The sequence below is a fragment of the Micromonospora sp. WMMD1120 genome (assembly GCF_029626235.1).
Taxonomy (GTDB): Bacteria; Actinomycetota; Actinomycetes; order Mycobacteriales; family Micromonosporaceae; genus Micromonospora.
The window spans coordinates 6,559,562-6,585,890 of record NZ_JARUBO010000005.1 but is presented as its reverse complement, the minus strand read 5'-3'; the positions used below and the strand labels follow the sequence as shown (position 1 = coordinate 6,585,890).

2 protein-coding genes are annotated in these 26,329 nt (G+C 71.4%); both read left to right on the top strand.

What is annotated here, in order from left to right; translation table 11 throughout:
- Window positions 1–305: 305 nt before the first annotated feature.
- Window positions 306–9,440, top strand: coding sequence for an SDR family NAD(P)-dependent oxidoreductase (locus O7634_RS29385; RefSeq protein ID WP_347404296.1), 9,135 nt, complete (start codon window positions 306–308; stop codon window positions 9,438–9,440).
- A 159-nt stretch (window positions 9,441–9,599) separates the two neighbouring features.
- A complete protein-coding gene (locus O7634_RS29380) occupies window positions 9,600–26,321 on the top strand; it encodes a type I polyketide synthase (RefSeq protein WP_278153382.1) in 16,722 nt (5,573 codons plus the stop codon).
- The last annotated feature ends 8 nt before the right edge of the window (window positions 26,322–26,329 follow it).

The window sequence follows — 26,329 nt, the reverse complement described above, 5'->3', positions numbered from 1 at the left end:
CTGCATCAAACCCCCCGTGGTTCGATAATGGCAGGAAGCGGAAGTGCGGTCGGGGCGGCGCCATCGACGCTAACCACAACGCGATCTTCGGCAATGGATGATGCTACCGCTCGGAATGGGCCGATGTCAGTCGGCGAAACCTGTGGGTCGGCGTGGCACTTTCGACCGAGGAAGCTGCCGCAAGCCGTGCCCGACCGGAGTGCCCCAGCGCCGCGTGACAGCTTCCGGTCATGCGCTTCTGCCATGTCCACAGGGCTGCTTAAGGTCCCGAGGACACCTGATTCCCGGCCCTTGACGGGGGCACCATGATGGGCACGAACAGGCGGCGGATCGCAATCGTGGGCATGGCGGCACGCCTGCCGCACGTATCGGCCCCAGACGAGTACTGGCAGCTACTCAGCGCCGGCGTCGATGCCGTGCGTGAGCGGGACCCGGACCGGCGCACCGGCCCCGACCGGGGCGGCTTCGCCGACGGCATCGAAGATTTCGACCCCGACTTCTTCGGCATGTCACCACGCGAGGCCGCGGAGGCCGACCCGCAACAGCGGCTGGTCCTCGAACTGGCCTGGCAGGCGACCGAGGATGCCGGCGTCGTCAGCACCGCCCCGGCGTCGGTGGGGGTTTTCCTCGGCGTGATGTCCGCGGACTACGCCGACCTTGTCGCCGCCTCCGGCCGCGCCACCCGGCACACCCTGACCGGGGCCGCGCGTTCCCTCATCGCGAACCGCGTCTCGTGGGCGTTGGGGTACGACGGCCCCAGCATGACCGTCGACACCGGTCAGTCGTCGTCCCTCGTCGCCGTCCACCTCGCCTGCGAGAGCCTGCGCCGGGGCGAGGCGCAGGTCGCCCTGGCCGGCGGCGTGCACCTCAACGTGTCTCCGCTGAGCACCGCCGTGGTCCAGGAGGCCGGGGCGTTGTCGCCGGACGGGCGGTGTTTCGTCTTCGACGAACGGGCCAACGGGTACGTCCGCGGCGAGGGCGGCGGCGTCGTCGTGCTGAAGCCGCTCGACCGGGCCCTGGAGGACGGCGACCGGATCTACGCGGTCATCGAGGGCGGCGCGGTGCGCACCGGCAGCGGCGACGGCGGGCTGACAGTGCCCAGCGCCACCGTGCAGGCCCGGACCATCGGAGCCGCCCTCGACGACGCCGGACTCCGACCGGAGCAGGTCCAGTACGTCGAACTGCACGGCACCGGAACCCCGGTCGGCGACCCGATCGAGGCCGAGGCTCTCGGCGCGGCATACGGTCCAGGGCGGTCCGCCCCGCTGGTCGTCGGCTCGGTCAAGACGAACATCGGGCATCTGGAGGGCGCGGCCGGCATCGCCGGGCTCCTCAAGGCCGCGCTCTGCGTGCATCGGCGCGAAATCGTGCCACACCTCAACTTCAGCCGGCCCAACCCTCGTATCGCCCTGGACGATCTGGGTCTGCGCGTGGCCACCGGGCGTGAGCGATGGCCGGTCGCGACGGACGGCAGCGTCGTGGCCGGCGTGACGTCGCTCGGCATCGGCGGCTCGTGCTGCCACCTGCTGATCAGCGCGGCCCCACCGGCCACGCCGACGCCACCGGCACCCGAGCGGCCGGTGCCGGTGGTCCTGTCGGCGGCGACCGAGATGGCGCTCTACGACCAGGCGGAGCGGCTGCGGGAGTCGTTGCTGTCGCACCCGGACCGGGGTGTTCTGGACGTGGCGTTCTCGGCGGCGACGACCCGCGCGCACCTGCGGTGGCGCGCCGCGCTGGTGGCCGACGGCCGGGACGAGTTGCTGGCCGGCCTGTCGGCCCTGGCGGCGGGGGAGCCGGAGCCGTCGGTGGTGCCGGCGGGTGCTGCCACCGGCGGCCGGGTGGCCTTTGTCTTCCCGGGCCAGGGGTCCCAGTGGGAGGGCATGGCGGTGGAGTTGCTGGACTCCTCGCCGGTCTTCGCCGCGGAGATAGCGGCGTGTGGACGCGCCCTGTCGGCGTTCGTCGACTGGCATCTCGAGGACGTGCTGCGATCGTCGTGGTCGGTGCTGCCGGTGGACGTGGTGCAGCCGGTGCTGTTCGCGGTGAACGTCGCGCTGGCCCGGTTGTGGATGTCGCACGGGGTGCGTCCCAGCGCTGTCGTCGGGCACTCGCAGGGTGAGATCGCGGCGGCGTACGTGTGCGGGACCCTGTCGCTTGACGACGCGGCCCGGATCGTGGCGTTGCGCAGCCGGCTGGTGCGGGAACGACTGGCCGGAGCCGGAGGCATGGTGTCGATCGCGTCGCCGGAGGAGGCGGTGCGCACGATGCTGGAGCCGTACGGCGAGAGGGTTTCGGTCGCGGCGGTGAACGGCCCGGCGGCGGTGGTGGTGGCCGGGGACGGCGACGTCCTGGATGCCGTGACGGCCGCGTGCGCCCGTGCGGATGTGCCGGCGCGTCGGGTGGCGGTCGACTACCCGTCGCACTCCGCGCACATGGATGCCATCCGGGACGACCTGTTGCGGGTCCTGGCGCCGATCGCGCCCCGCCCGGCCGAGGTGCCGTTCTACTCCACGGTGACCGGTGGGTTCGTGGACACCACCGGCCTGGACCCGGGTTACTGGTTCGCGAACATCAGGCAGCCCGTGGGGTTCGCGTCCGCGGTGCGGGCGCTTGTCGACGACGGAATCGACTGTTTCGTCGAGGTGTCGGCGCACCCGGTCCTGGTGACGGCGGTGCCCGATGTTCCCTCGATCGGCACGCTCCGCCGAGGTGCGGGTGGGTTGCGGCGATTCCTGCACTCACTGGCCGAGGCGCACGTCGCAGGCGTGGTCGTGGACTGGCCCACAGCGCTGGCCGGAGGCCGCCGCGTGGACCTGCCGACGTACGCCTTCCAGCGCCAGCGGTTCCCGCTGCCCTCGGCGAGCGCGCCGGGCGACGTGGCGACCGCCGCGCCACCGCCGCCCGCCGGACACCAGCCGGCGCGACCCGCCGACACGGCTGGACTGTGGGCCCAGCGCCTCAGCGGTACGCCGGCCGCCGAGCGCGACCGGTTCCTGCTGGACACCGTACGGGCACACGTCGCCGCGGTCCTGGGACACCGCTCACCGGATGCGATCGACGTGCGTCGCACCTTCACCGACCTCCGGCTGGACTCGCAGGGCGCCGTCGAGCTACGGAACCGGCTCAACCGGGCCACCGGCCTCACCCTGCCGACCACACTGGTCTACGCTCACCCGACCCCGGCGTCCGCCGCCGCCCTGCTGGGCCGTCTCGCGGCCGGCGGCGAGCAGGAGACGGGCGCCGCCGCGCCGCCCGCCCGGCGCGACGGGACCGACGAGCCGCTGGCCATCGTCGGCATCAGCTGCCACTACCCGGGCGGGGTGACCAGCCCCGACGAGTTCTGGACCCTGCTGGCGGAGGGGCGCGACGCGGTCTCGGAACTGCCGGATGACCGGGGCTGGGACCTGCCCCGACTGTACGACCCGGACCCGGACCGGGCCGGCACGCTGTACACGCGCGGCGGCGGATTCCTGCGCGACGCCGGCGAGTTCGACGCCGACTTCTTCGGCATCAGCCCGCGCGAGGCGCTCGCCACCGACCCGCAGCAGCGGCTCATGTTGGAGGCGTCGTGGCAGGCGTTCGAGGACGCGGGCATCGACCCCACCACCCTGCGCGGCACCGACACCGGCGTCTTCTGCGGCGTCATGTCCTCCGATGACTACGGCACGGCGTACCCGGCCGAGTTGGAGGGCTTCCGGCTGACCGGGACGACGAACAGCGTCGTCTCCGGCCGGGTCGCGTACACCCTCGGGCTGGAGGGCCCGGCGGTGTCGGTCGACACCGCCTGTTCGTCCTCCCTGGTGGCGGTGCACCTGGCGGCACAGGCGCTGCGCAACGGCGACTGTTCACTGGCGCTCGCCGCCGGCGTCACCGTGCTGGCCACACCGTTCCTGCTTGTCGAGTTCAGTCGCCAGCGCGGTCTCGCCGCCGACGGGCGGTGCAAGGCGTACGCGGCGGCGGCGGACGGGACCGGCTTCTCCGACGGTCTGGGCGTGCTGGTGCTGGAGCGGCTGTCGGACGCACAGCGCCACGGCCGGCGCATCTGGGGCCTGCTGCGTGGCAGCGCTGTCAACCAGGACGGCGCGTCGAACGGATTGACCGCGCCGAACGGGTCCGCCCAGGAACGGGTGATCCGGCAGGCCCTGGCGAACGCGGGGCTGACCGCGGCGCAGGTCGACGCGGTGGAGGGGCACGGCACCGGAACCCGGCTCGGCGACCCGATCGAGGCCGGTGCGCTGCTGGCCACCTATGGCGGTGAGCGCGCCGACGGCGAACCGCTCTGGCTCGGCTCGGTCAAGTCCAACATCGGTCACACCCAGGCCGCGGCGGGCATCGCCGGCGTCATCAAGATGGTGCTCGCGATGCGACACGGCGAACTGCCGCGCACACTGCACGTCGACGCGCCGTCGCCACACGTGGACTGGGACGCGGGCCGGGTGCGACTCCTGACCGAACCGCACCCCTGGCCGGCGACCGGGCGACCGCGGCGGGCGGGGGTGTCGTCGTTCGGGGTCAGCGGCACCAACGCGCACGTCATCGTGGAAGAGCCGCCCGCGGTGACTGCCGTGGACGCGGGCCCACCGCCGGAGGTGGTGCCCATCCTGCTGTCCGGGCACGGCGACGCGGCGTTGCGGGCGCAGGCGGACCGGTTGCGGGCCTGGCTGCTGGCCCGCCCCGAACTCGACCCGGTCGACGTGGGGTTCTCGGCCGCGATGACGCGGGCGCAACTGGACTCGCGGGCCGTGGTCGTGGCCGCCGACCGTGGCGAGTTGCTGGACGCCTTGGCCGACGTTGTGGTGGGCGAGGCCGGTGCCTCGGTGGTGCAGGGCGTCGCCGAAGGCGGCCGGGTGGTGTTCGTGTTCCCCGGTCAGGGCTCTCAGTGGGACGGCATGGCCGTGCGACTGCTGGAGTCGTCGCCGGTCTTCGCGGCGGAGATCGCGGCGTGCGGACGGGCCTTCGCGGCGTTCGTCGACTGGCGTCTGGAGGACGTGCTGCGCGCCGGGTCCGCGGCGTTGCCGGTGGACGTGCTCCAGCCGGTCCTGTTCGCGGTGAACGTCGCCCTGGCCCGGATGTGGCAGTCGTTCGGCGTCCGTCCGGCAGCGGTGCTCGGGCACTCACAGGGTGAGATCGCCGCCGCGTACGTGTGCGGGGCGCTGTCGTTGGACGACGCGGCGCGGGTCGTGGTGCTGCGCAGCCGCCTGATCCGGGATCGCCTGGCCGGCACCGGAGGCATGGCGTCGATCGGGTTGCCGGTGGCGGAGGTGCGGGAGCTGATCGCGCCGTACGGCGACCGGGTCTCGGTCGCGGCGCTGAACGGCCCGGCGGCGGTCGTGGTGGCCGGCGACGACGACGCGCTGAACCTGCTGCTGGCCGCCTGCGAGGCCAGAGACGTGGTGGTGCGGCGCGTGGCGGTGGACTACCCGTCGCATTCGGCGCACATGGAGGCCATTCGCGCGGACCTGGTCCGGGAGCTGGCACCGATCAGCCCGCGCACCGGGGAGGTGCCGTTCTACTCGACCGTGTACGGCGAGTTCGTCGATACGGCGGGGCTCGACGCGTCGTACTGGTACGCGAACATCCGACAGCCGGTGGGGTTCGAGCCGGCGGTGCGGACGCTGGCCGGCGACACCGCTGACTGCTTCGTGGAGGTGTCGGCGCACCCGGTTCTGGTGACCGCCGTCGCGGATGTCCCGGCGGTAGGCACGCTGCGCCGTCATGAGGGTGGCTGGCGGCGGTTCCTGCTGTCGGTCGCCGAGGCGCACGCCGCAGGTGTGGCGGTGGACTGGTCTGCGGCGTTTCCCGGAGGTAACCGCGTCGACCTGCCGCCGTACGCGTTCCAGCACCGCCGGTACTGGCTCGCCCCCGGGACCGAACCGGGGGACGTCACGGCGGCGGGCCTGGCCGGCGTGGAGCATCCCATCCTGGCCGCTGCGGTGCCGGTCGGCGACCGGGACGAATGGCTGTTCACCGGCCGACTGTCGCGGCAGACACATCAGTGGCTCGCCGACCACGCGGTGTCCGGCACCGTGGTGCTCCCCGGTGCCGCGCTGGTCGAGATGGTCGTCGCGGCCGGGACCCGACTGGACACCCCGGCTGTCGAGGAACTCGTTCTCCAGGCGCCGCTGACACTGCCCGAGACCGGCGGCCGGCAGATACAGGTCCGTGTCGGCGAGGCCGGCCCGGACGGCGGGCGCGAGGTGGCGGTGTACTCCCGCCCGGCGGACCCCGGATCGCCGGCGGTCTGCCACGCCCGGGGCAGACTGGCGGTGGCCGCGCCCGCTGTCGAGGACTTCCCGGTCGGGTGGCCACCGGTGGACGCGGTCCCGGTGCCGGTCGAGGACCTGTACGAGCGCCTGTCCGAGGCCGGCTACGACTACGGGCCCGGCTTCCAGGCCGTACGGGCGGCGTGGCGTGGTGGGGACACCGTCTACACCGAGGTGGCACTGCCGGAGGGCGTACCCGGATTCCACGTCCACCCGGCCCTGTTGGACGCCGCGCTGCACGGGGCACTGCTGGACCGACCGGCGACCGCCGCTCCGGATCTTCCGTTCTCCTGGGCCGGAGTCCGCCTCTCGGGCAGCTCCGGCAACAGCGCCCGCGTACGGATCGCCCCGGGCGGCGAGGGCGGTCTGCGTGTCGACGTGGTCAGCCGGACCGGGGAACCGATCGCATCCGTGGCCGGGTTGGCGTTCCGGCCGGTCGACCCCGCGCAGTTGGCCGGTGTACCGGACGAGACAGTGTTCCACCTAGTCTGGCATCCGCTGACCGACAGCCCGTCCGAGGCTGCCCTGCCGCTCCGGATCGCGGCCGGGGCCGACCTGGTCGCGCTCGAGGCCGCCGTGGCCGAGGGCGCGGCCGTTCCGGACATCGTCGTCGTGGACGCGCCCGTCGACCCGTCGGCGGCGCTGGCCATGGTGCAGCGCTGGTTGGCCTCCGAGTGGCTGACCGAGGCCCGACTTTTCGTCGTCACCAGGGGTGCTGTCGCGGTCGGGGATCGGGACGTCGATCTGGCGGTGTCGCCGGTGTGGGGGTTGGTGCGGACGGCGCAGTCGGAGCATCCGGGTCGGTTCGTGTTGGTGGATGTCGATGGTGACGAGCCGGATTGGGCGGCGTTGGCGGCGGTCGACGAGCCGCAGTTCGCGGTGCGGGATGGCCGGCTGCTGGTGCCCCGGTTGCGGCCTGTGGAGTCGTTGCCGGCGGGTGACGAGTGGCGGCTGTCGATCGAGCGTGCGGGTTCGTTGGAGGATCTGCGGGTCGTCGCGACCGGTCCTGCTCGGGAGCTGGAGCCGCATGAGGTGCGTGTCGGGGTGCGTGCGGCGGGGTTGAATTTCCGGGATGTGTTGATCGCGTTGGGTCAGTATCCGGGTGTGGCGCCGTTGGGTAGCGAGGCGGCGGGTGTGGTGGTGGAGGTCGGTTCGGCGGTTGTGGATCTGTTGCCTGGTGATCGGGTGATGGGTTTGGTGCCGGAGTCGTTTGGTCCGGTGGCGGTGGTGGATCGGCGGTTGGTGGTGCCGATGCCGGCGGGGTTCAGTTTCGCGCAGGCGGCGGCGATCCCGGTGGCGTTCGTGACCGCGTGGCATGCGTTGGTGGATCTGGCGGGGTTGCGGTCGGGGGAGCGGGTGTTGATCCATGCCGCCGCGGGTGGTGTGGGGATGGCGGCGGTGCAGATCGCCCGGCATCTCGGGGCGCGGGTGTGTGCGACGGCGAGTCCGGCGAAGTGGGACGCGGTTCGCGCGTTGGGTGTGGGTGAGGTGGCGTCGTCGCGGGATCTGGGGTTCCGGGAGGCGTTCGGTCGGGTTGATGTGGTGTTGAACGCGCTCGCGGGTGACTTCGTGGACGCGTCGTTGGACCTGCTCCCACCGGGCGGGCGGTTCGTGGAGATGGGTAAGGCCGACATCCGTGATGCGGATGTGCGTGCGGGTGTGCGGTATCAGGCTTTCGACCTTTTCGATGCGGGTCCGGATCGTTTGCAGGAGATGTTGCGGGAGGTTGTGGGTCTGTTCGAGCGGGGTGTGTTGTCGCATGCCCCAATCCGGGCGTGGGATGTGCGTGAGGGTCGGGAGGCGTTCCGGTTCCTGCGGGAGGGTCGGAACACCGGCAAGGTGGTGTTGACCGTCCCGGCTCCCCTCGACCCGGATGGCACGGTGCTGATCACTGGTGGCACGGGTGGGTTGGGTGCGGTGTTCGCCCGGCACCTGGCCAAAGCGCATGGTGTGCGGCGGTTGTTGTTGCTCAGCCGCACGGGTCGGGCGCCTGCCGGGTTGGTTGACGAGTTGGCCGCGCAGGGGTGCGCGGTCGAGGTCGCGGCGTGTGACGTGGCGGACCGTGATCAGCTCGCCGGGGTGCTGGACGGGCGGCGGTTGACCGGCGTCATCCACGCCGCCGGCGTACTCGACGACGGCACGCTGGACACACTCACCCCGGAGCGGCTCCACCGCGTGCTGCGACCGAAGATCGACGCGGCCAACCATCTGCACGAGTTGACGGCGGGTCAGGACCTGGCCATGTTCGTGCTGTTCTCCTCGGTCGCCGGGCTGGTCGGGAACGCGGGGCAGGGCAACTACGCCGCCGCCAACACGTATCTCGACGCCCTCGCCGCCCACCGCAGGGCCGCCGGCCTGCCGGCCACCGCACTGGCCTGGGGGCTGTGGGCGGACGCCACCGGCATGACCGGTCAACTGGAGGACACCGACCGGGCCCGCTGGGCACGCGCCGGCATTCCGGTGCTGGCGACCGACCTCGGACTACGTCTGTTCGACCAGAGCGTCGGGCGCCCCGAGGCGCTGCTGGCACCGGTCCGGCTCGACCTGATGACGCTACGCGCGAATGCCCGCGCCGGCGCCCTGCTGCCGCTGCTGCGGGGCCTGGTCCGGGTGCCCGAGAAACTGATCAACAAGCCGACCGGCACTCTCACCGAACGACTGGCCGGTGTGGCGCCCGCCGACCGGCACCACGTCGTCCTGGACGTCGTACGGGCTCAGGTCGCCACCGTCCTGGGCCACGACGCACCGGACGCGGTGCAGGCGGACCGGGCGTTCAAGGACTTCGGCTTCGACTCGCTCGCCGCCGTGGAACTGCGCAACCGACTGGGCCGCGTCACCGGGCTGCGCCTGCCCGCCACGCTCGTCTACGACCGGCCCACCCCCGCCGACGTCACCACCTTCCTCATCACCGCGGCCGGCCTGACCAGCGAGGCCGAGGAACCGCCGCTGGAGGCCGAGCTGCGGCGGATCGAGACGCTCCTGACCCAGCTCAGCGCCGACCCGCAACTGCTCGCCGCCGCCGAACCTCGGCTGCGCGGACTCAGCACCCGGCTCCGGCACGTCCTGAACGGCGCCGATGTCCCCGGCGAGGACATCGTCCCGGAGATGGGCGACACCTTCGGCGACGTGTCCGACGAGGACATGTTCGCCCTCATCGACAAGGAGTTGGGAACGGCGTGACAGGCAGCACGCAACTTCCTGTCACCGCCCCGTCCCGGCCCCGACCGGACCGTTCACTCGTGGCAGCTTGCGGCAGATCGGTGGGTACGGCGACCGCCGATGCGTAACGTCCGGCTCCGGTGACACCTCCGGCCTCACGAAGAAGGAGCTCGGATCCGTATGACCCAGGGCACTCACAACCCTCGCACCGGCCCCGGCTCCGAGGAGCAACTGCGCGCGTATCTGCGTAAGGTCACCGGCGAACTGCTGACCGCCAACCGCCGGGTCCGCGAGCTGGAGCAACGGGCCGACGAGCCGTTGGCCATCGTGGGCATGAGCTGCCGCTACCCCGGCGGCGCCACGTCACCCGAGCGGTTGTGGGAACTCGTCGCCGAGGGCCGCGACGCGGTGACCGGGCTGCCCGACGACCGCGGCTGGGACGTGCAGCGACTGTACGACCCGGACCCGGACCGGACCGGCCACGTGTACACCTCCGGGGGCGGATTCGTCAGCGGCGTCGGTGACTTCGACGCGGAGTTCTTCGGCATCAGCCCACGTGAGGCCCTCGCCATCGATCCGCAGCAGCGGCTCACCCTGGAAGCATCGTGGGAGGCGTTGGAGGACGCCGGAATCGATCCACTGAGCCTTCGTGGATCCCGCACCAGCGTCTTCGTCGGCACCATCCCCACCGCCTACGGCAGCACCACCCCGGCCGAGTTGGAGGGCTTCCGGCTGGCCGGTACGACAAGCAGCGTGGTGTCCGGGCGGGTCGCGTACACGTTGGGTCTGGAGGGGCCGGCGGTGTCCGTCGACACGGCCTGCTCGTCGTCGTTGGTCGCGATCCACCTGGCCGCCCAGGCGTTGCGCAACGGGGAGTGCTCGCTCGCCCTGGTCGGTGGTGTGACGGTCCTGGCCGACCCGTTCCTGCTCGTGGAGTTCTCCCGGCAGCGGGGTCTGGCCCCGGACGGGCGGTGTAAGCCCTATGCGGCTGGTGCTGACGGGACCGGGTTCTCCGATGGTGTGGGGATGCTGGTGGTGGAGCGGTTGTCCGACGCGCGGCGTAACGGGCATCGGGTTCTGGCCGTGGTGCGGGGTAGCGCGGTGAATCAGGATGGCGCGTCGAATGGTTTGACGGCGCCGAATGGTCCGTCGCAGGAGCGGGTGATCCGGCAGGCGTTGGCGTCGGCGGGGTTGACGGGTGCTGACGTCGATGCCGTGGAGGGGCATGGCACGGGGACGAAGCTTGGTGATCCGATCGAGGCGCAGGCCCTGCTCGCGACTTATGGGCAGGGGCGGTCGGGTGATCGGCCGCTGTGGTTGGGGTCGGTGAAGTCGAACATCGGTCATACGTCGGCGGCGGCGGGTGTGGCTGGTGTGATCAAGATGGTGTTGGCGTTGCGGTATGGGGTGTTGCCGGCGACGTTGCATGTGGATGAGCCGTCGCCGCACGTGGACTGGTCCTCGGGTGACGTCCGGTTGTTGACCGAGGCGCGGCGGTGGCCTGCTGGTGGTGACCGGTCTCGGCGGGCGGGTGTGTCGTCGTTCGGGATCAGTGGCACGAACGCGCACGTGATCATTGAGGAGGCGCCGCCGGCCAGCGTTGAGGGCCGGGTCGCGGAGGTCGTGCGTCCGGTGCCGGTGGTGGTGTCGGCGCGTACGGAGGCGGCGTTGCCGGCGCAGGTGCAGCGGATGCGGTCCTGCCTTGATGGTCGCTTTGAGTTGCGGGATGTGGCGTTTTCGGCGGCGATGACGCGGGCGCGGTTGGAGTTTCGGGCGGCGCTTGTTGGGGCGGAGGTGTTCGAGGGTCGCCCGGTGGTGGGGAAGACGGCGGTGATGTTCACCGGTCAGGGTGCGCAGCGTTCTGGCATGGGGTTAGAGCTGGCTGCGGTGTATCCGGTGTTCAAGGCGGCGTTGGATGAGGTGTGGGCGCAGTTCGGTCGGTCGTTCGATGGTGGCGTGGACGATACGGCGGATGCGCAGCCGGCGTTGTTCGCGGTCGAGGTGGCCCTGTATCGGCTGGTGGAGTCGTTGGGTGTGCGGCCGGACTTTCTGATCGGGCATTCGGTGGGGGAGGTCGCGGCGGCGCATGTGGCGGGGGTGTTGTCGTTGGCTGATGCGTGCGCTCTGGTGCGGGCGCGTGGTCGGCTGATGGGTGCTCTGCCGGGCGGTGGTGGGATGGTCGCGGTCCAGGCTGGTGAGGATGAGGTCGCGCCGACCCTGGTGGACGGGTTGTGCATCGCGGCGGTGAACGGTCCGAGCGCGGTGGTGGTCTCCGGTGAGCTCGCCGCGATCGAGGCGTGGTTGCCGGGGTGGGGGCATCGTAAGACGTCGCGGTTGGCGGTGAGCCACGCGTTCCATTCGCATTTGATGGATCCGATGCTGGACGATTTCCGGCGGGTGGTGGCGGGGTTGCGGTTTGATCAGCCGCGTATTCCGATCGTGGCGGCGGGTGAGGTGACGGACCCGGAGTATTGGGTGCGGCACGTGCGGGAGGCGGTCCGGTTCGCCGACGGGGTACGCCGTCTGCGCGAGCAGGGCGTGACCCGGTTCCTGGAGTTGGGCCCGGACGCGGTGTTGACCGCGATGGCTCAGCAGAGTCTCGACGGCGAGGACGCCGTCGTGATTCCGGCCTTGCGGGCGCAACACGACGAGCCGCAGGCGTTCGCGGCGTTCCTCGGCCGGGCGCACATCGCGGGTATCGACCTGGACTGGGCCGCCCTGTTGCCGGGGGCGCGGCGGGTCGAGCTGCCGACGTACGCGTTCCAGCGTCAGCGGTACTGGATCGTGCCGCGCGACGCGGCCGATGGCATCGATCATCCGTTGTTGAGTTCTGTCGCCCGGGTGGGTGACCGCGACGAGTGGTTGTTCACCGGCACGGTGTCCCGTGACGCGCAACCCTGGCTCGCTGATCACCGCATCGCCGGCACCGTGCTGCTGCCCGGTACGGCTCTGGTCGACCTGGCGGTGACCGCTGGTCGGCACGCCGGCACCCCGGACCTGGCCGAGTTGACCCTGGAGGCGCCGCTGGTGCTGCCGGAGTCTGGGTCGGTGCGGGTGCAGGTGACCGTCGGTGAGCCGGATGGTGATGGTCGTCGTCCGGTCGGGGTCTGGTCGGGTGGAGACGAGTTGCGGTGTCACGCTCGGGGGGTCCTGTCTGCCGGTGGGGATGTTCCGGGTGCGCTGGCGTGGCGGCCGGTGGATGCCGAGCCGGTCGAGGTGCGCTACGACCAACTCGCCGAGGCCGGGTATGCGTACGGGCCGGCGTTTCAGGGGGTGCGGGCGGCCTGGCGCTCGGGTGACGACATCTACGCCGAGGTGGTCCTGCCGGCGCAGGCCACCGGTAGCGGCTTCGCCCTGCACCCGGCGCTGTTCGACGCCGCCCTGCACGCCGGATTCGACGCGGACGGCGTCCCGTTCACCTGGACCGGGGTACGCATTCACCAGACCGGGGCCACCCACGTCCGAGCCCGGATCAGCCCGGCCGGCCCGTCCGCGCTGCGGGTCGAGATCAGTGACGAACACGGACAACCCGTCGCCTCGGTCGACTCACTCGTGCTGCGGCCCCTGAGCGGAGTGGAGGACACCGGCGCGATCTACGCCGTGGAGTGGACACCGATACCGCTGCCGGAGCGCGGCTCCGTGCAGGTCGGCCGATGGGAGTCGCTGAACGACAGCCCGACGGTGCCCGATGTCGTCGTGGCAGCCATCGACCAGCCGGCCGGCGGTGACGAACCCGTGGCCGCCCGCGAGGCGATCGACCACACGCTCCGGGTCGTGCGGGAATGGCTCGCCGACGACCGTACGGCGAATTCCCGACTCGTCGTCGTCACCAGGGGTGCTGTCGCGGTCGGGGACCGGGAGATCGACCTGGCGGTGTCGCCGGCGTGGGGGTTGGTGCGGACGGCGCAGTCGGAGCATCCGGGTCGGTTCGTGTTGGTGGACGTTGACGGCGACGAGCCGGATTGGGCGGCGTTGGCTGCCCTGGACGAGCCGCAGTTCGCGGTGCGCGACGGGAAGCTTCTCGTGCCACGGCTGGTACGTGCGCCGGCACCGCCCAGCGGTGATGCGTGGCGGCTCGGTATTGAGCGTGCGGGTTCGTTGGAGGATCTGCGGGTTCTTGCCTCGGGTGCGGATCGGCCGTTGGCGGCGCATGAGGTGCGTGTCGGGGTGCGTGCGGCGGGGTTGAATTTCCGGGATGTGTTGATCGCGTTGGGTCAGTATCCGGGTGTCGCGCCGTTGGGTAGCGAGGCGGCGGGTGTGGTGGTGGAGGTCGGTTCCTCGGTTGTGGATCTGTTGCCGGGTGATCGGGTGATGGGTTTGGTGCCGGAGTCGTTTGGTCCGGTGGCGGTGGTGGATCGGCGGTTGGTGGTGCCGATGCCGGCGGGGTTCAGTTTCGCGCAGGCGGCGGCGATCCCGGTGGTGTATCTGACGGCCTATCGGGGTCTGGTGGATCTCGCGGGTCTGTCGGCGGGGGAGCGGGTGTTGATCCATGCCGCCGCGGGTGGTGTGGGGATGGCGGCGGTGCAGATCGCCCGGCATCTCGGGGCGCGGGTGTGTGCGACGGCGAGTCCGGCGAAGTGGGCTGCGGTTCGCGCGTTGGGTGTGGGTGAGGTGGCGTCGTCGCGGGATCTGGGGTTCCGGGAGGTGTTCGGTCGGGTTGATGTGGTGTTGAACGCGTTGGCGGGTGAGTTCGTGGACGCGTCGTTGGACCTGCTCCCACCGGGCGGGCGGTTCGTGGAGATGGGTAAGGCCGACATTCGTGATGCGGGTGTGCGTGCGGGTGTGCGGTATCAGGCTTTCGACCTTTTCGATGCGGGTCCGGATCGTTTGCAGGAGATGTTGCGGGAGGTTGTGGGTCTGTTCGAGCGGGGTGTGTTGTCGCATGCCCCAGTCCGGGCGTGGGATGTGCGTGAGGGTCGGGAGGCGTTCCGGTTCCTGCGGGAGGGTCGTAACACGGGCAAGGTGGTGTTGACCGTCCCTGCTCCCCTCGATCCGGATGGCACGGTGCTGATCACTGGTGGCACGGGTGGGTTGGGTGCGGTGTTCGCCCGGCACCTGGCCAAAGCGCATGGTGTGCGGCGGTTGTTGTTGCTCAGCCGCACGGGTCGGGCGCCTGCCGGGTTGGTTGACGAGTTGGCCGCGCAGGGGTGCGCGGTCGAGGTGGCGGCGTGTGACGTGGCGGACCGTGATCAGCTGGCCGGGGTGTTGGACGGGCGGCGGTTGACCGGCGTCATCCACGCCGCCGGCGTACTCGACGACGGCACGCTGGACACACTCACCCCGGAGCAGATCGACCGCGTGCTGCGACCGAAACTGGACGGCGCACTGCACCTGCACCATCTCACCCGGCAGCACGACCTCGCCATGTTCGTGCTCTTCTCGTCCGTCGCCGGGCTGCTCGGCGGCCCGGGGCAGGCCAACTACGCCGCCGCCAACACGTATCTCGACGTCCTCGCCGCCCACCGCAGAGCCGCCGGCCTGCCGGCCACCGCACTGGCCTGGGGCAGGTGGGGCGGAGACAGCGGCATGGCGGGCACGCTCGACGATGCCGCGCTGGCCCGCTGGTCGCGAATGGGCATCGAGGCGATCCCGCCCCGGGCCGGCCAGGCCCTGTTCGACACCGCGCGACGTCTCGGCCCGGCCGCTCTCGTGCCACTGCACCTCGACCAGGGCATTCTCCGCGCGCAGGCGCGGGCCGGGGCGCTGCCGCCACTGCTGCGCGGGCTCGTGCGGACGGCGGTACGGCGTACCCAGCAGACCGGTTCGCTGGCCCGGCGGCTTGCCGACGTGCCCGAGGTCGACCGCCGGCAGATCGCCCTCGACGTGGTCCGTGCCCAGGTCGCGGTGGTTCTCGGTCACGCGTCGCCGGACGCGGTCGCGCCCGACCGTCCCTTCAAGGATCTCGGCTTCGACTCCCTCGCGGCCGTCGAGCTCCGCAACCGGGTGACCTCGGTGACAGGCGTACGACTGCCGTCCACGCTGGTGTTCGACCACCCCACCGCGGAGGCGGTCGCCGCGTTCCTGGTGTCCGAAGTCGCCGACGGGGAGTCCGCCCCGACCACGGCCATCGCGGCCCGGACCCACACCGACGAACCGTTGGCCATCGTCGGCATGAGCTGCCGCTACCCGGGCGAGGTCGGCTCGCCGGAGCGGTTGTGGGAACTCGTCGCGGAGGGCCGCGACGCGGTGACCGGGTTGCCCGACGACCGTGGCTGGGACCTGGACCGCCTCTACGACCCGGACCCCGACAACCTCGGCACCGTCTACACCCGCGGTGGCGGCTACCTCACCGGCGCTGGCGACTTCGACGCCGACTTCTTCGGCATCGCACCGCGCGAGGCGCTCGCGATGGACCCACAGCAACGACTCCTGCTCGAAGCGTCGTGGGAGGCGCTGGAGGACGCCGGGATCGACCCCACCTCGGTACGCGGCACGGACACCGGCGTCTTCTGCGGCACGGTCGCCTCGGCCTACGGCGGTGCCATGTCACCCGAGCTGGAGGGCTTCCGGCTGACCGGCACGACCACGAGTGTCGTTTCCGGCCGGGTCGCGTACACGTTGGGTCTGGAAGGGCCGGCGGTGTCCGTCGACACGGCCTGCTCGTCGTCGTTGGTCGCGATCCACCTGGCCGCCCAGGCGCTCCGCAACGGGGAATGCACCCTGGCCCTGGCGGGTGGCGTCAGCGTGCTCGCGGACCCGTTCCTACTCGTCGAGTTCTCCCGCCAGCGCGGGCTGTCGGAGGACGGGCGATGCAAGCCGTACGCCGCGGCCGCCGACGGGACCGGCTTCTCGGACGGACTCGGCCTGGTGGTCCTGGAACGGCTCTCCGACGCGCGGCGTAACGGGCATCGGGTTCTGGCCGTGGTGCGGGGTAGCGCGGTGAATCAGGATGGCGCGTCGAATGGTTTGACGGCGCCGAATGGTCCGTCGCAGGAGCGGGTGATCCGGCAGGCGTTGGCGTCGGCGGGGTTGACGGGTGCCGACGTCGACGCGGTGGAGGGGCACGGCACGGGGACGGCCCTCGGCGATCCGATCGAGGCGCAGGCGTTGCTCGCGACCTACGGCCAGGACCGGCCGGACGACCGGCCGCTCTGGCTCGGCTCCCTGAAGTCCAACATCGGCCACACCCAGGCGGCGGCGGGTGTGGCTGGTGTGATCAAGATGGTGTTGGCGTTGCGGTATGGGGTGTTGCCGGCGACGTTGCATGTGGATGAGCCGTCGCCGCATGTGGACTGGTCCTCGGGTGACGTGCGGTTGTTGACCGAGGCGCGGCGGTGGCCTGCTGGTGGTGGCCGGCCTCGCAGGGCGGGTGTGTCGTCGTTCGGGATCAGTGGCACGAACGCGCACGTGATCATTGAGGAGGCGCCGCCGGTCAGCGTTGAGGGCCGGGTCGCGGAGGTCGTGCGTCCGGTGCCGGTGGTGGTGTCGGCGCGTACGGAGGCGGCGTTGCCGGCGCAGGTGCAGCGGATCCGTTCCTGCCTGGATGGTCGCTTTGAGTTGCGGGATGTGGCGTTCTCGGCGGCTATGAGTCGGGCGCGGTTGGAGTTTCGGGCGGCGCTTGTTGGGGCGGAGGTGGTCGAGGGTCGCCCGGTGGTGGGGAAGACGGCGGTGATGTTCACCGGTCAGGGTGCGCAGCGCGCGGGTATGGGCGCGGGGCTGGCTGCCGTGTATCCGGTGTTCAAGGCGGCGCTCTCGGATGTGTGGGCGCAGTTCGGTCGGTCGTTCGATGGTGACCTGGACGATACGGCGGATGCGCAGCCGGCGTTGTTCGCGGTCGAGGTGGCCCTGTATCGGCTGATGGAGTCGTTGGGTGTGCGGCCGGACTTTCTGATCGGGCATTCGGTCGGGGAGATCGCGGCCGCGCATGTCGCTGGGGTGTTGTCGTTGGCGGACGCGTGCGCCCTGGTGCAGGCGCGTGGTCGGCTGATGGGCGCCCTGCCGGGCGGTGGTGGGATGGTCGCGGTCCAGGCCGGTGAGGACGAGGTCACGCCGACTCTGGTGGACGGGTTGTGCATCGCGGCGGTGAATGGTCCGAGCGCGGTGGTGGTTTCTGGTGAGCTCGCCGCGATCGAGGCGTGGTTGCCGCGGTGGCAGCACCGTAAGACGACGCGGTTGGCGGTCAGCCACGCGTTCCATTCGCATTTGATGGATCCGATGCTGGACGATTTCCGGCGGGTGGTGGCGGGGTTGCGGTTCGACGAGCCGCGTATTCCGATCGTTGGAGCGGACGTGACGGACCCGGAGTATTGGGTGCGGCACGTGCGGGAGGCGGTCCGGTTCGCCGACGGGGTACGCCGTCTGCGCGAGCAGGGCGTCAGCCGGTTCCTGGAGTTGGGCCCGGACGCGGTGTTGACCGCGATGGCTCAGCAGAGTCTCGACGGCGAGGACGCCGTCGTGATTCCGGCCCTGCGGGCGGGGAATGATGAGCCGCACACGTTCGCGGCGTTCCTTGGCCGGGCGCACATCGCGGGTATCGATCTGGACTGGGCGGCGTTGTTGCCGGGGGCGCGGCGGGTTGAGCTGCCGACGTATGCGTTCCAGCGTCAGCGGTACTGGATCGTGCCACGCGGCGCGGCCGATGGCATCGATCATCCGTTGTTGAGTTCTGTCGCCCGGGTGGGTGACCGCGACGAGTGGTTGTTCACCGGCACGGTGTCCCGTGACGCGCAACCTTGGCTCGCTGATCACCGCATCGCCGGCACCGTGCTGCTGCCGGGCACCGCCCTGGTCGACCTGGCGGTGACCGCTGGTCGGCACGCCGGCACCCCGGACCTGGCCGAGCTGACCCTGGAGGCGCCGCTGGTGCTGCCGGAGTCCGGGTTGGTGCGGGTGCAGGTCACCGTCGGTGAGCCGGACGACGACGGCCGGCGCGCACTCGCCATCTGGTCCGGGCAGGACGACGTCCACTGCCACGCCCGGGGCACCCTCACCACCGACACCGCCCCACCCGCCGACATGCAGTGGCCGCCCGCCGCAGCCGACCCGATCGGCGACCTGTACGAGCGCCTGGCCGAGGCGGGGTACGCGTACGGGCCGGCCTTTCAGGGGGTGCGGGCGGCCTGGCGCGCCGGTGCCGACATCTACGCCGAGGTGGTCCTGCCGGCGCAGGCCACCGGCAGCGGCTTCACCCTGCACCCGGCGCTGTTCGACGCCGCCCTGCATGCCGCGTTCGGCCAGTCCGACGCCGAGGGTGTCCCGTTCACCTGGACCGGGGTGCGCGTACACCGCACCGGGGCGACCAGCCTACGCGTCCGGATCAGCCCGGCCGGCCCGTCCGCGCTGCGCCTCGACCTGACCGACGAGAGCAGCCGACCGGTCGCCACCATCGACATGCTCACCTTCCGACCGATCGGTCGGACCGACGCCCCGGCGGACTCTCTCTACACCGTCGACTGGACGCCCATCGCCCCGCCGAGCAGTGTCGACCAGGCGGAGCTGGTCGTCGCGCCCGTCGAGCGGCCGGATACCGACGACACCGCCTCGGCTGCCCTGACGATGGCCCAGCGGACGCTCGACCAGCTACAGGACTGGCTCGCCGACGACCACACCGCCGATGCCCGGCTGGTCGTCGTGACCCGGCGGGCCATCGGCATCGGCGACGAGGCGCCCGACCCGGTATCCGCGCCGGTGTGGGGACTGGTGCGCAGCGCGCAGGCCGAACACCCTGGGCGATTCATGCTCGTCGACCTCGACGGGGACGAGCCGGACTGGTCGGCGCTCGCCGCGCTCGACGAACCGCAACTCGCGGTCCGGGGCGGGAATATCTTCGCGCCCCGGCTACGACCGGCCGCCGCACCCTCGGTGGTGCCGGCCGCGCTGGACCCGGAGGGCACCGTCCTGGTCACCGGCGGCACCGGGGGTCTGGGCGCGCTGTTCGCCCGGCACCTGGTGACCCGACACGGTGTCAAGCGACTGCTGCTGGTCAGCCGGCGCGGGGCCGCGGACGACGCCCTGCTCACCGAGTTGCGTGAGCGCGGCTGCACCGTCGAGGTGGCTGCCTGCGACGTCGCCGACCGCGCGCAGATCACCGCGCTGCTCGACGGCCGGAAGCTCACCGGCGTCGTCCACGCGGCCGGGGTTCTCGACGACGCCCCGGTGGAGCGGCTCACCGCCGAGCAGTTGCGCCGGGTGCTGCGTCCCAAGATGGATGCCGCCCTGCACCTGCACGACCTCAGCAGCGGGCACGACCTGGCACTGTTCGTGCTCTTCTCCTCGGTGGCCGGGCTGCTGGGCAACGCCGGCCAGGGCAACTACGCCAGCGCCAACGCGTTCCTCGACGCGCTCGCGCTGCACCGACGTGCGGCCGGCCTCCCCGCTGTGTCACTGGCCTGGGGGCTGTGGGGAGACTCCGGCGGCATGGCCGGCCGGCTCGGCGACGCCGACCTCGCCCGGATCGAACGCACCGGCGTGCAGCCGCTGTCCACCGACGTCGGGCTGGACCTGTTCGACCGCGCCATCCGTACCGACGCCGCGCTCCTCGCCCCGGTGCGGCTCGCCGCGGGAGCGTTGCGCGCCCAGGCCCGTACCGGAACGCTTCCGGCGCTGTTGCGCGGCCTGGTGCGGACGACGATCCGGCGTACCGCTTCGGGCGGCTCACTCGCGCGACGCCTGGCCGGTGTCGACGACACCGAGCGTGAGCGGATCGCCCTCGACCTCGTCCGAACCGAGGTCGCCGCGGTGCTGGGCCGCGCCTCGGCGGACGCGGTAGCGCCGGACCGCGCCTTCAAGGACCTGGGCTTCGACTCCCTCGCGGCCGTCGATCTGCGCAACCGTCTCACCGCGGCCAGTGACGTACGGCTGCCGTCCACGCTGGTGTTCGATCACCCCACCGCGGACGCGGTCGCCAATTTCCTGTTGTCCCAGATCTCCGGTGACGAAGCGGCGCCCCGGGCGGTCGACACGGTCGAGATCCGCGTCGACGAACCGTTGGCCATCGTGGGCATGGGCTGCCGCTACCCGGGCGGCGCGGACAGCCCGGAAGGGCTGTGGCGACTCGTCGCCGAAGGCCGGGACGCCACCACCGGCCTGCCGGACGACCGGGGCTGGAATCTGGAGCGGCTCTACGACCCGGACCCGGACACCCCCGGCACCGTCTACACGCGGGGTGGCGGCTACCTGAGTGACGTCGGTGACTTCGACGCCGGTTTCTTCGGCATCAGCCCGCACGAGGCGCTGGCGATGGACCCGCAGCAACGGCTGCTCCTCGAAACATCCTGGGAGGCGCTGGAGGACGCCGGCATCGACCCGACATCGCTGCGGGGCACCGACACCGGAGTGTTCTGCGGGGCAAGCGCCTCGGAGTACGGCGGGTCCCGCTCCACGGAGCTGGAGGGCTTCCGGCTGACCGGTACGACCACCAGTGTCGTGTCCGGGCGTATCGCGTACACCTTCGGGTTGGAGGGTCCGGCGGTGTCGCTGGACACCGCGTGCTCGTCGTCGCTCGTGGCGATGCACCTGGCCGGGCAGGCGTTGCGCAACGGCGACTGCTCGCTCGCCCTGGTCGGTGGGGCGACGCTCATCGCCGACCCCTTCTTCCTGGTGGAGTTCTCGCGGCAGCGGGGTCTGGCCCCGGACGGGCGGTGCAAGTCCTACGCGGCTGGTGCTGACGGGACCGGGTTCTCCGATGGTGTGGGGATGCTCGTGGTGGAGCGGTTGTCCGACGCGCGGCGTAACGGGCATCGGGTTCTGGCCGTGGTGCGGGGTAGCGCGGTGAATCAGGACGGCGCGTCGAATGGTTTGACGGCGCCGAATGGTCCGTCGCAGGAGCGGGTGATCCGCCAGGCGCTGACGTCCGCCCGGCTGACCGGTGCCGATGTCGATGCCGTCGAGGGGCACGGCACGGGGACGAAGCTTGGTGATCCGATCGAGGCGCAGGCCCTGCTCGCGACCTATGGGCAGGGGCGGTCGGATGATCGGCCGCTGTGGTTGGGGTCGGTGAAGTCGAACATCGGTCATACGTCGGCGGCGGCGGGTGTGGCTGGTGTGATCAAGATGGTGTTGGCGTTGCGGTATGGGGTGTTGCCGGCGACGTTGCATGTGGATGAGCCGTCGCCGCACGTGGACTGGTCCTCCGGTGGTGTGCGGTTGTTGACCGAGGCGCGGCGGTGGCCTGCTGGTGGTGACCGGCCTCGCAGGGCGGGTGTGTCGTCGTTCGGGATCAGTGGCACGAACGCGCACGTGATCATTGAGGAAGCGCCTGCGGTGGTGGTCGAGGCGCGTGGTTCCGCGCCAGTACGGCCGGTGCCGGTGGTGGTGTCGGCGCGTACGGAGGCGGCGTTGCCGGCGCAGGTGCAGCGGTTGCGCGCGCATCTGGGTGGCGGCCACGAGCTACGGGATGTGGCGTTTTCGGCGGCGATGAGTCGGGCGCGGTTGGAGTTTCGGGCGGCCATTGTCGGTACGGAGGTGGTCGAGGGTCGCCCGGTGGTGGGGAAGACGGCGGTGATGTTCACCGGTCAGGGTGCGCAGCGCGCGGGTATGGGTAGCGGATTGGCTGCCGTGTATCCGGTGTTCAAGGCGGCGTTGGATGAGGTGTGGGCGCAGTTCGGTCGGTCGTTCGATGGTGACGTGGACGATACGGCGGATGCGCAGCCGGCGTTGTTCGCGGTCGAGGTGGCCCTGTATCGGCTGATGGAGTCGTTGGGTGTGCGGCCGGACTTTCTGATCGGGCATTCGGTCGGGGAGATCGCGGCCGCGCATGTCGCTGGGGTGTTGTCGCTGGCCGACGCGTGCGCCCTGGTGCAGGCGCGTGGTCGGCTGATGGGCGCTTTGCCGGCCGGTGGTGGGATGGTCGCGGTCCAGGCTGGTGAGGACGAGGTCACGCCGACCCTGGTGGACGGGTTGTGCATCGCGGCGGTGAACGGTCCGAGCGCGGTGGTGGTTTCTGGTGAGCTCGCCGCGATCGAGGAGTGGTTGCCGCGGTGGCAGCACCGTAAGACGACGCGGTTGGCGGTCAGCCACGCGTTCCATTCGCATTTGATGGATCCGATGCTGGACGATTTCCGGCGGGTGGTGGCGGGGTTGCGGTTCGACGAGCCGCGTATTCCGATCGTGGCGGCGGGTGACGTGACGGACCCGGAGTATTGGGTGCGGCACGTGCGGGAGGCGGTCCGGTTCGCCGACGGGGTACGCCGTCTGCGCGAGCAGGGCGTCAGCCGGTTCCTGGAGTTGGGCCCGGACACGGTGTTGACCGCGATGGCCCAGCAGACCGTCGATGACGAGGGCTCGGTGTTCATTCCGGCCCTGCGGGCGCAACACGACGAGCCGCACACGTTCGCGGCGTTCCTCGGCCGGGCGCACATCGCGGGTATCGACCTGGACTGGGCCGCCCTGCTGCCGGGGGCGCGGCGGGTCGAGCTGCCGACGTACGCGTTCCAGCACCAGCGGTACTGGCTCACCCCCAGCAGTGCCGGCGACCCGGAGGCCACCGGGCTCACACCGATCGAGCATCCGCTGCTCGCTGGCGCCACCCGCGTCGGTGACCGGGACGAGTGGATCCTCACCGGCCGCATCTCCCGGGAAACCGCGCCCTGGCTCGACGACCACGCCATCGCCGGCACCGTCCTGCTGCCCGGTACGGCTCTGGTCGACCTGGCGGTCACGGCTGGTCGGCACGCCGGCACCCCGGACCTGGCCGAGTTGACGCTGGAGGCGCCGTTGGTGCTGCCGGAGTCCGGGTCGGTGCGGGTGCAGGTCACCGTTGGTGAGCCGGATGGTGATGGTCGTCGTCCGATCGGGGTCTGGTCGGGTGGCGACGAGTTGCGGTGTCACGCTCGGGGGGTCCTGTCCGCGGGTGGGGATGTTCCGGGTGCGCTGGCGTGGCGGCCGGTGGATGCCGAGCCGGTCGAGGTGCGCTACGACCAGCTCGCCGAGGCGGGGTATGCGTACGGGCCGGCGTTTCAGGGGGTGCGGGCGGCCTGGCGCTCGGGTGCCGACATCTACGCCGAGGTCGTGCAGCCGGCTCAGGCCACCGGTAGTGGCTTCACAATGCACCCGGCGCTGTTCGACGCCGCCCTGCACGCCGCGTTCGGCCAGTCCGACGCCCAGGGCGTCCCGTTCACCTGGACCGGGGTACGCGTGCACCGCACCGGAGCGACGAGCCTACGGGTCCGGATCAGCCCGGCCGGCCCGTCCGCGCTGCGCGTCGAGATCAGCGACGAACACGGACAACCCGTCGCCAGCGTCGACACCCTCATCCTCCGCGCGATCGACACCACACAACTCCGTGCCCACCCGGCCTCCGGCGCCGACGCCCTGTTCACCGTCGCCTGGCAGGCGGTACCGCTTCCGGCAACCAACGGCGGCCCGCCGCCCCGCGTGGACCACCGGAACATCGACACGATCCGCAACGCGGTCGTCGAGGGCAGCCCGGCCCCCGATGTCGTCATCCTCGCGGCGCCCGGACCGCACGCCGTCACCGAGCAGACCCTGCTGATGATCCAGCGCTGGTTGGAGGCCGACGAGCTTGCCGCCGCCCGGCTCGTCGTGGTGACCCGACGAGCGGTCAGCGTCGGCGACGAGGCGCCCGATCTGGCGTACGCGCCGGTGTGGGGGCTCGTCCGCAGCGCCCAGTCGGAGCACCCCGGCCGGTTCGTGCTGGTGGACATCGACGGCGACGAGCCGGACTGGGCGAGTCTGACCACCCTGGACGAGCCGCAGTTCGCCGTCCGCGACGGGAAGCTTCTCGTGCCACGGCTGGTACGTGCGCCGGCACCGCCCAGCGGTGATGCGTGGCGGCTCGGTATTGAGCGTGCGGGTTCGTTGGAGGATCTGCGGGTTCTTGCCTCGGGTGCGGATCGGCCGTTGGCGGCGCATGAGGTGCGTGTCGGGGTGCGTGCGGCGGGGTTGAATTTCCGGGATGTGTTGATCGCGTTGGGTGAGTATCCGGGTGTGGCGCCGTTGGGTAGCGAGGCGGCGGGTGTGGTGGTGGAGGTCGGTTCCTCGGTTGTGGATCTGTTGCCGGGTGATCGGGTGATGGGTTTGGTGCCGGAGTCGTTTGGTCCGGTGGCGGTGGTGGATCGGCGGTTGGTGGTGCCGATGCCGGCGGGGTTCAGTTTCGCGCAGGCGGCGGCGATCCCGGTGGTGTATCTGACGGCCTATCGGGGTCTGGTGGATCTCGCGGGTCTGTCGGCGGGGGAGCGGGTGTTGATCCATGCCGCCGCGGGTGGTGTGGGGATGGCGGCGGTGCAGATCGCCCGGCATCTCGGGGCGCGGGTGTGTGCGACGGCGAGTCCGGCGAAGTGGGCTGCGGTTCGCGCGTTGGGTGTGGGTGAGGTGGCGTCGTCGCGGGATCTGGGGTTCCGGGAGGTGTTCGGTCGGGTTGATGTGGTGTTGAACGCGTTGGCGGGTGAGTTCGTGGACGCGTCGTTGGACCTGCTCCCACCGGGCGGGCGGTTCGTGGAGATGGGTAAGGCCGACATTCGTGATGCGGGTGTGCGTGCGGGTGTGCGGTATCAGGCTTTCGACCTTTTCGATGCGGGTCCGGATCGTTTGCAGGAGATGTTGCGGGAGGTTGTGGGTCTGTTCGAGCGGGGTGTGTTGTCGCATGCCCCAGTCCGGGCGTGGGATGTGCGTGAGGGTCGGGAGGCGTTCCGGTTCCTGCGGGAGGGTCGTAACACGGGCAAGGTGGTGTTGACCGTCCCTGCTCCCCTCGACCCGGATGGCACGGTGCTGATCACTGGTGGCACGGGTGGGTTGGGTGCGGTGTTCGCCCGGCACCTGGCCAAAGCGCATGGTGTGCGGCGGTTGTTGCTGGTCAGCCGCACGGGTCGAGCGCCTGCCGGGTTGGTTGACGAGTTGGCCGCGCAGGGGTGCGCGGTCGAGGTCGCGGCGTGTGACGTGGCGGACCGTGATCAGCTGGCCGGGGTGTTGGACGGGCGGCGGTTGACCGGCGTCATCCACGCCGCCGGCGTACTCGACGACGCGCCGGTGGAGAAGCTCACCGCCGAGCAGCTGCGGCGGGTCATCCGCCCCAAGGTCGACGCCGCCCTACACCTGCACGACCTCACCCGGCAGCACGACCTCGCCATGTTCGTGCTCTTCTCGTCCGTCGCCGGGCTGCTCGGCGGCCCCGGGCAGGCCAACTACGCCGCCGCCAACACGTATCTCGACGCCCTCGCCGCCCACCGCAGAGCCGCCGGCCTGCCGGCCACCGCACTGGCCTGGGGGCTGTGGACCGACACCGGCGGAATGGGCGGTCACCTCAGCGCCAGCGACCTGGCCCGCATCCGGCGTACCGGTGTGGAGCCGCTCTCTCCCGACCTGGGTGTGGCCCTGTTCGACCGCGCCATCCGCACCGGTGCCGCGCTGCTCGCCCCCGTACGCCTCAACAGGAGGACCGTCAAGGCGGAGGGTCTGCTGCGTGGTCTGGCCACCCGGCCGGCCGCCCGCCGTCCAGAGTCGAGCGGCGACCTCGCCCAGCGCGTCGCGACCGCCAGCCCGGCCGAGCGTGAGCAGCTGCTGCTCCAGGTCGTCCAGACCGAGGTCGCCGCCGTCCTCGGTGATACGGACGCCGGCGCCATCGACCCGGCCCGCACCTTCAAGGACCTCGGGTTCGACTCTCTCGGCGCGATCGAGCTGCGCAACCGGCTCACCCGCGCCACCGGCATCCGGATGCCGTCCACGCTGGTGTTCGACCACCCCACGCTGGCCTCGGTGGCCGAGCTGCTGCTCACCGAACTCGGTGTACCGGCCACGCGGGAGCCCTCGCTCGACGACGACGTCAAGCGGTGGGAGAAGCGACTCACCGATGCCGACGCTGCGGAGCGGCAGCGCGCGACGAAGCTGCTGCGCACCCTGCTCGCCACCATCAGCGCGGACCAGGAGCGGACCAGCGACCGCATCGTCGCGGCCACCACCGTCGACGAACTGCTCGACCTGATCGACGCCGACTCCGGCGATCTGTGACCACCCGG

What these genes read in the sequence shown, in the direction of transcription:
- O7634_RS29385 (WP_347404296.1), top strand. Translation starts at nt 306, where the DNA reads ATGATGGGCACGAACAGGCGGCGGATCGCAATCGTGGGCATGGCGGCA.
- O7634_RS29380 (WP_278153382.1), top strand. Translation starts at nt 9,600, where the DNA reads ATGACCCAGGGCACTCACAACCCTCGCACCGGCCCCGGCTCCGAGGAG.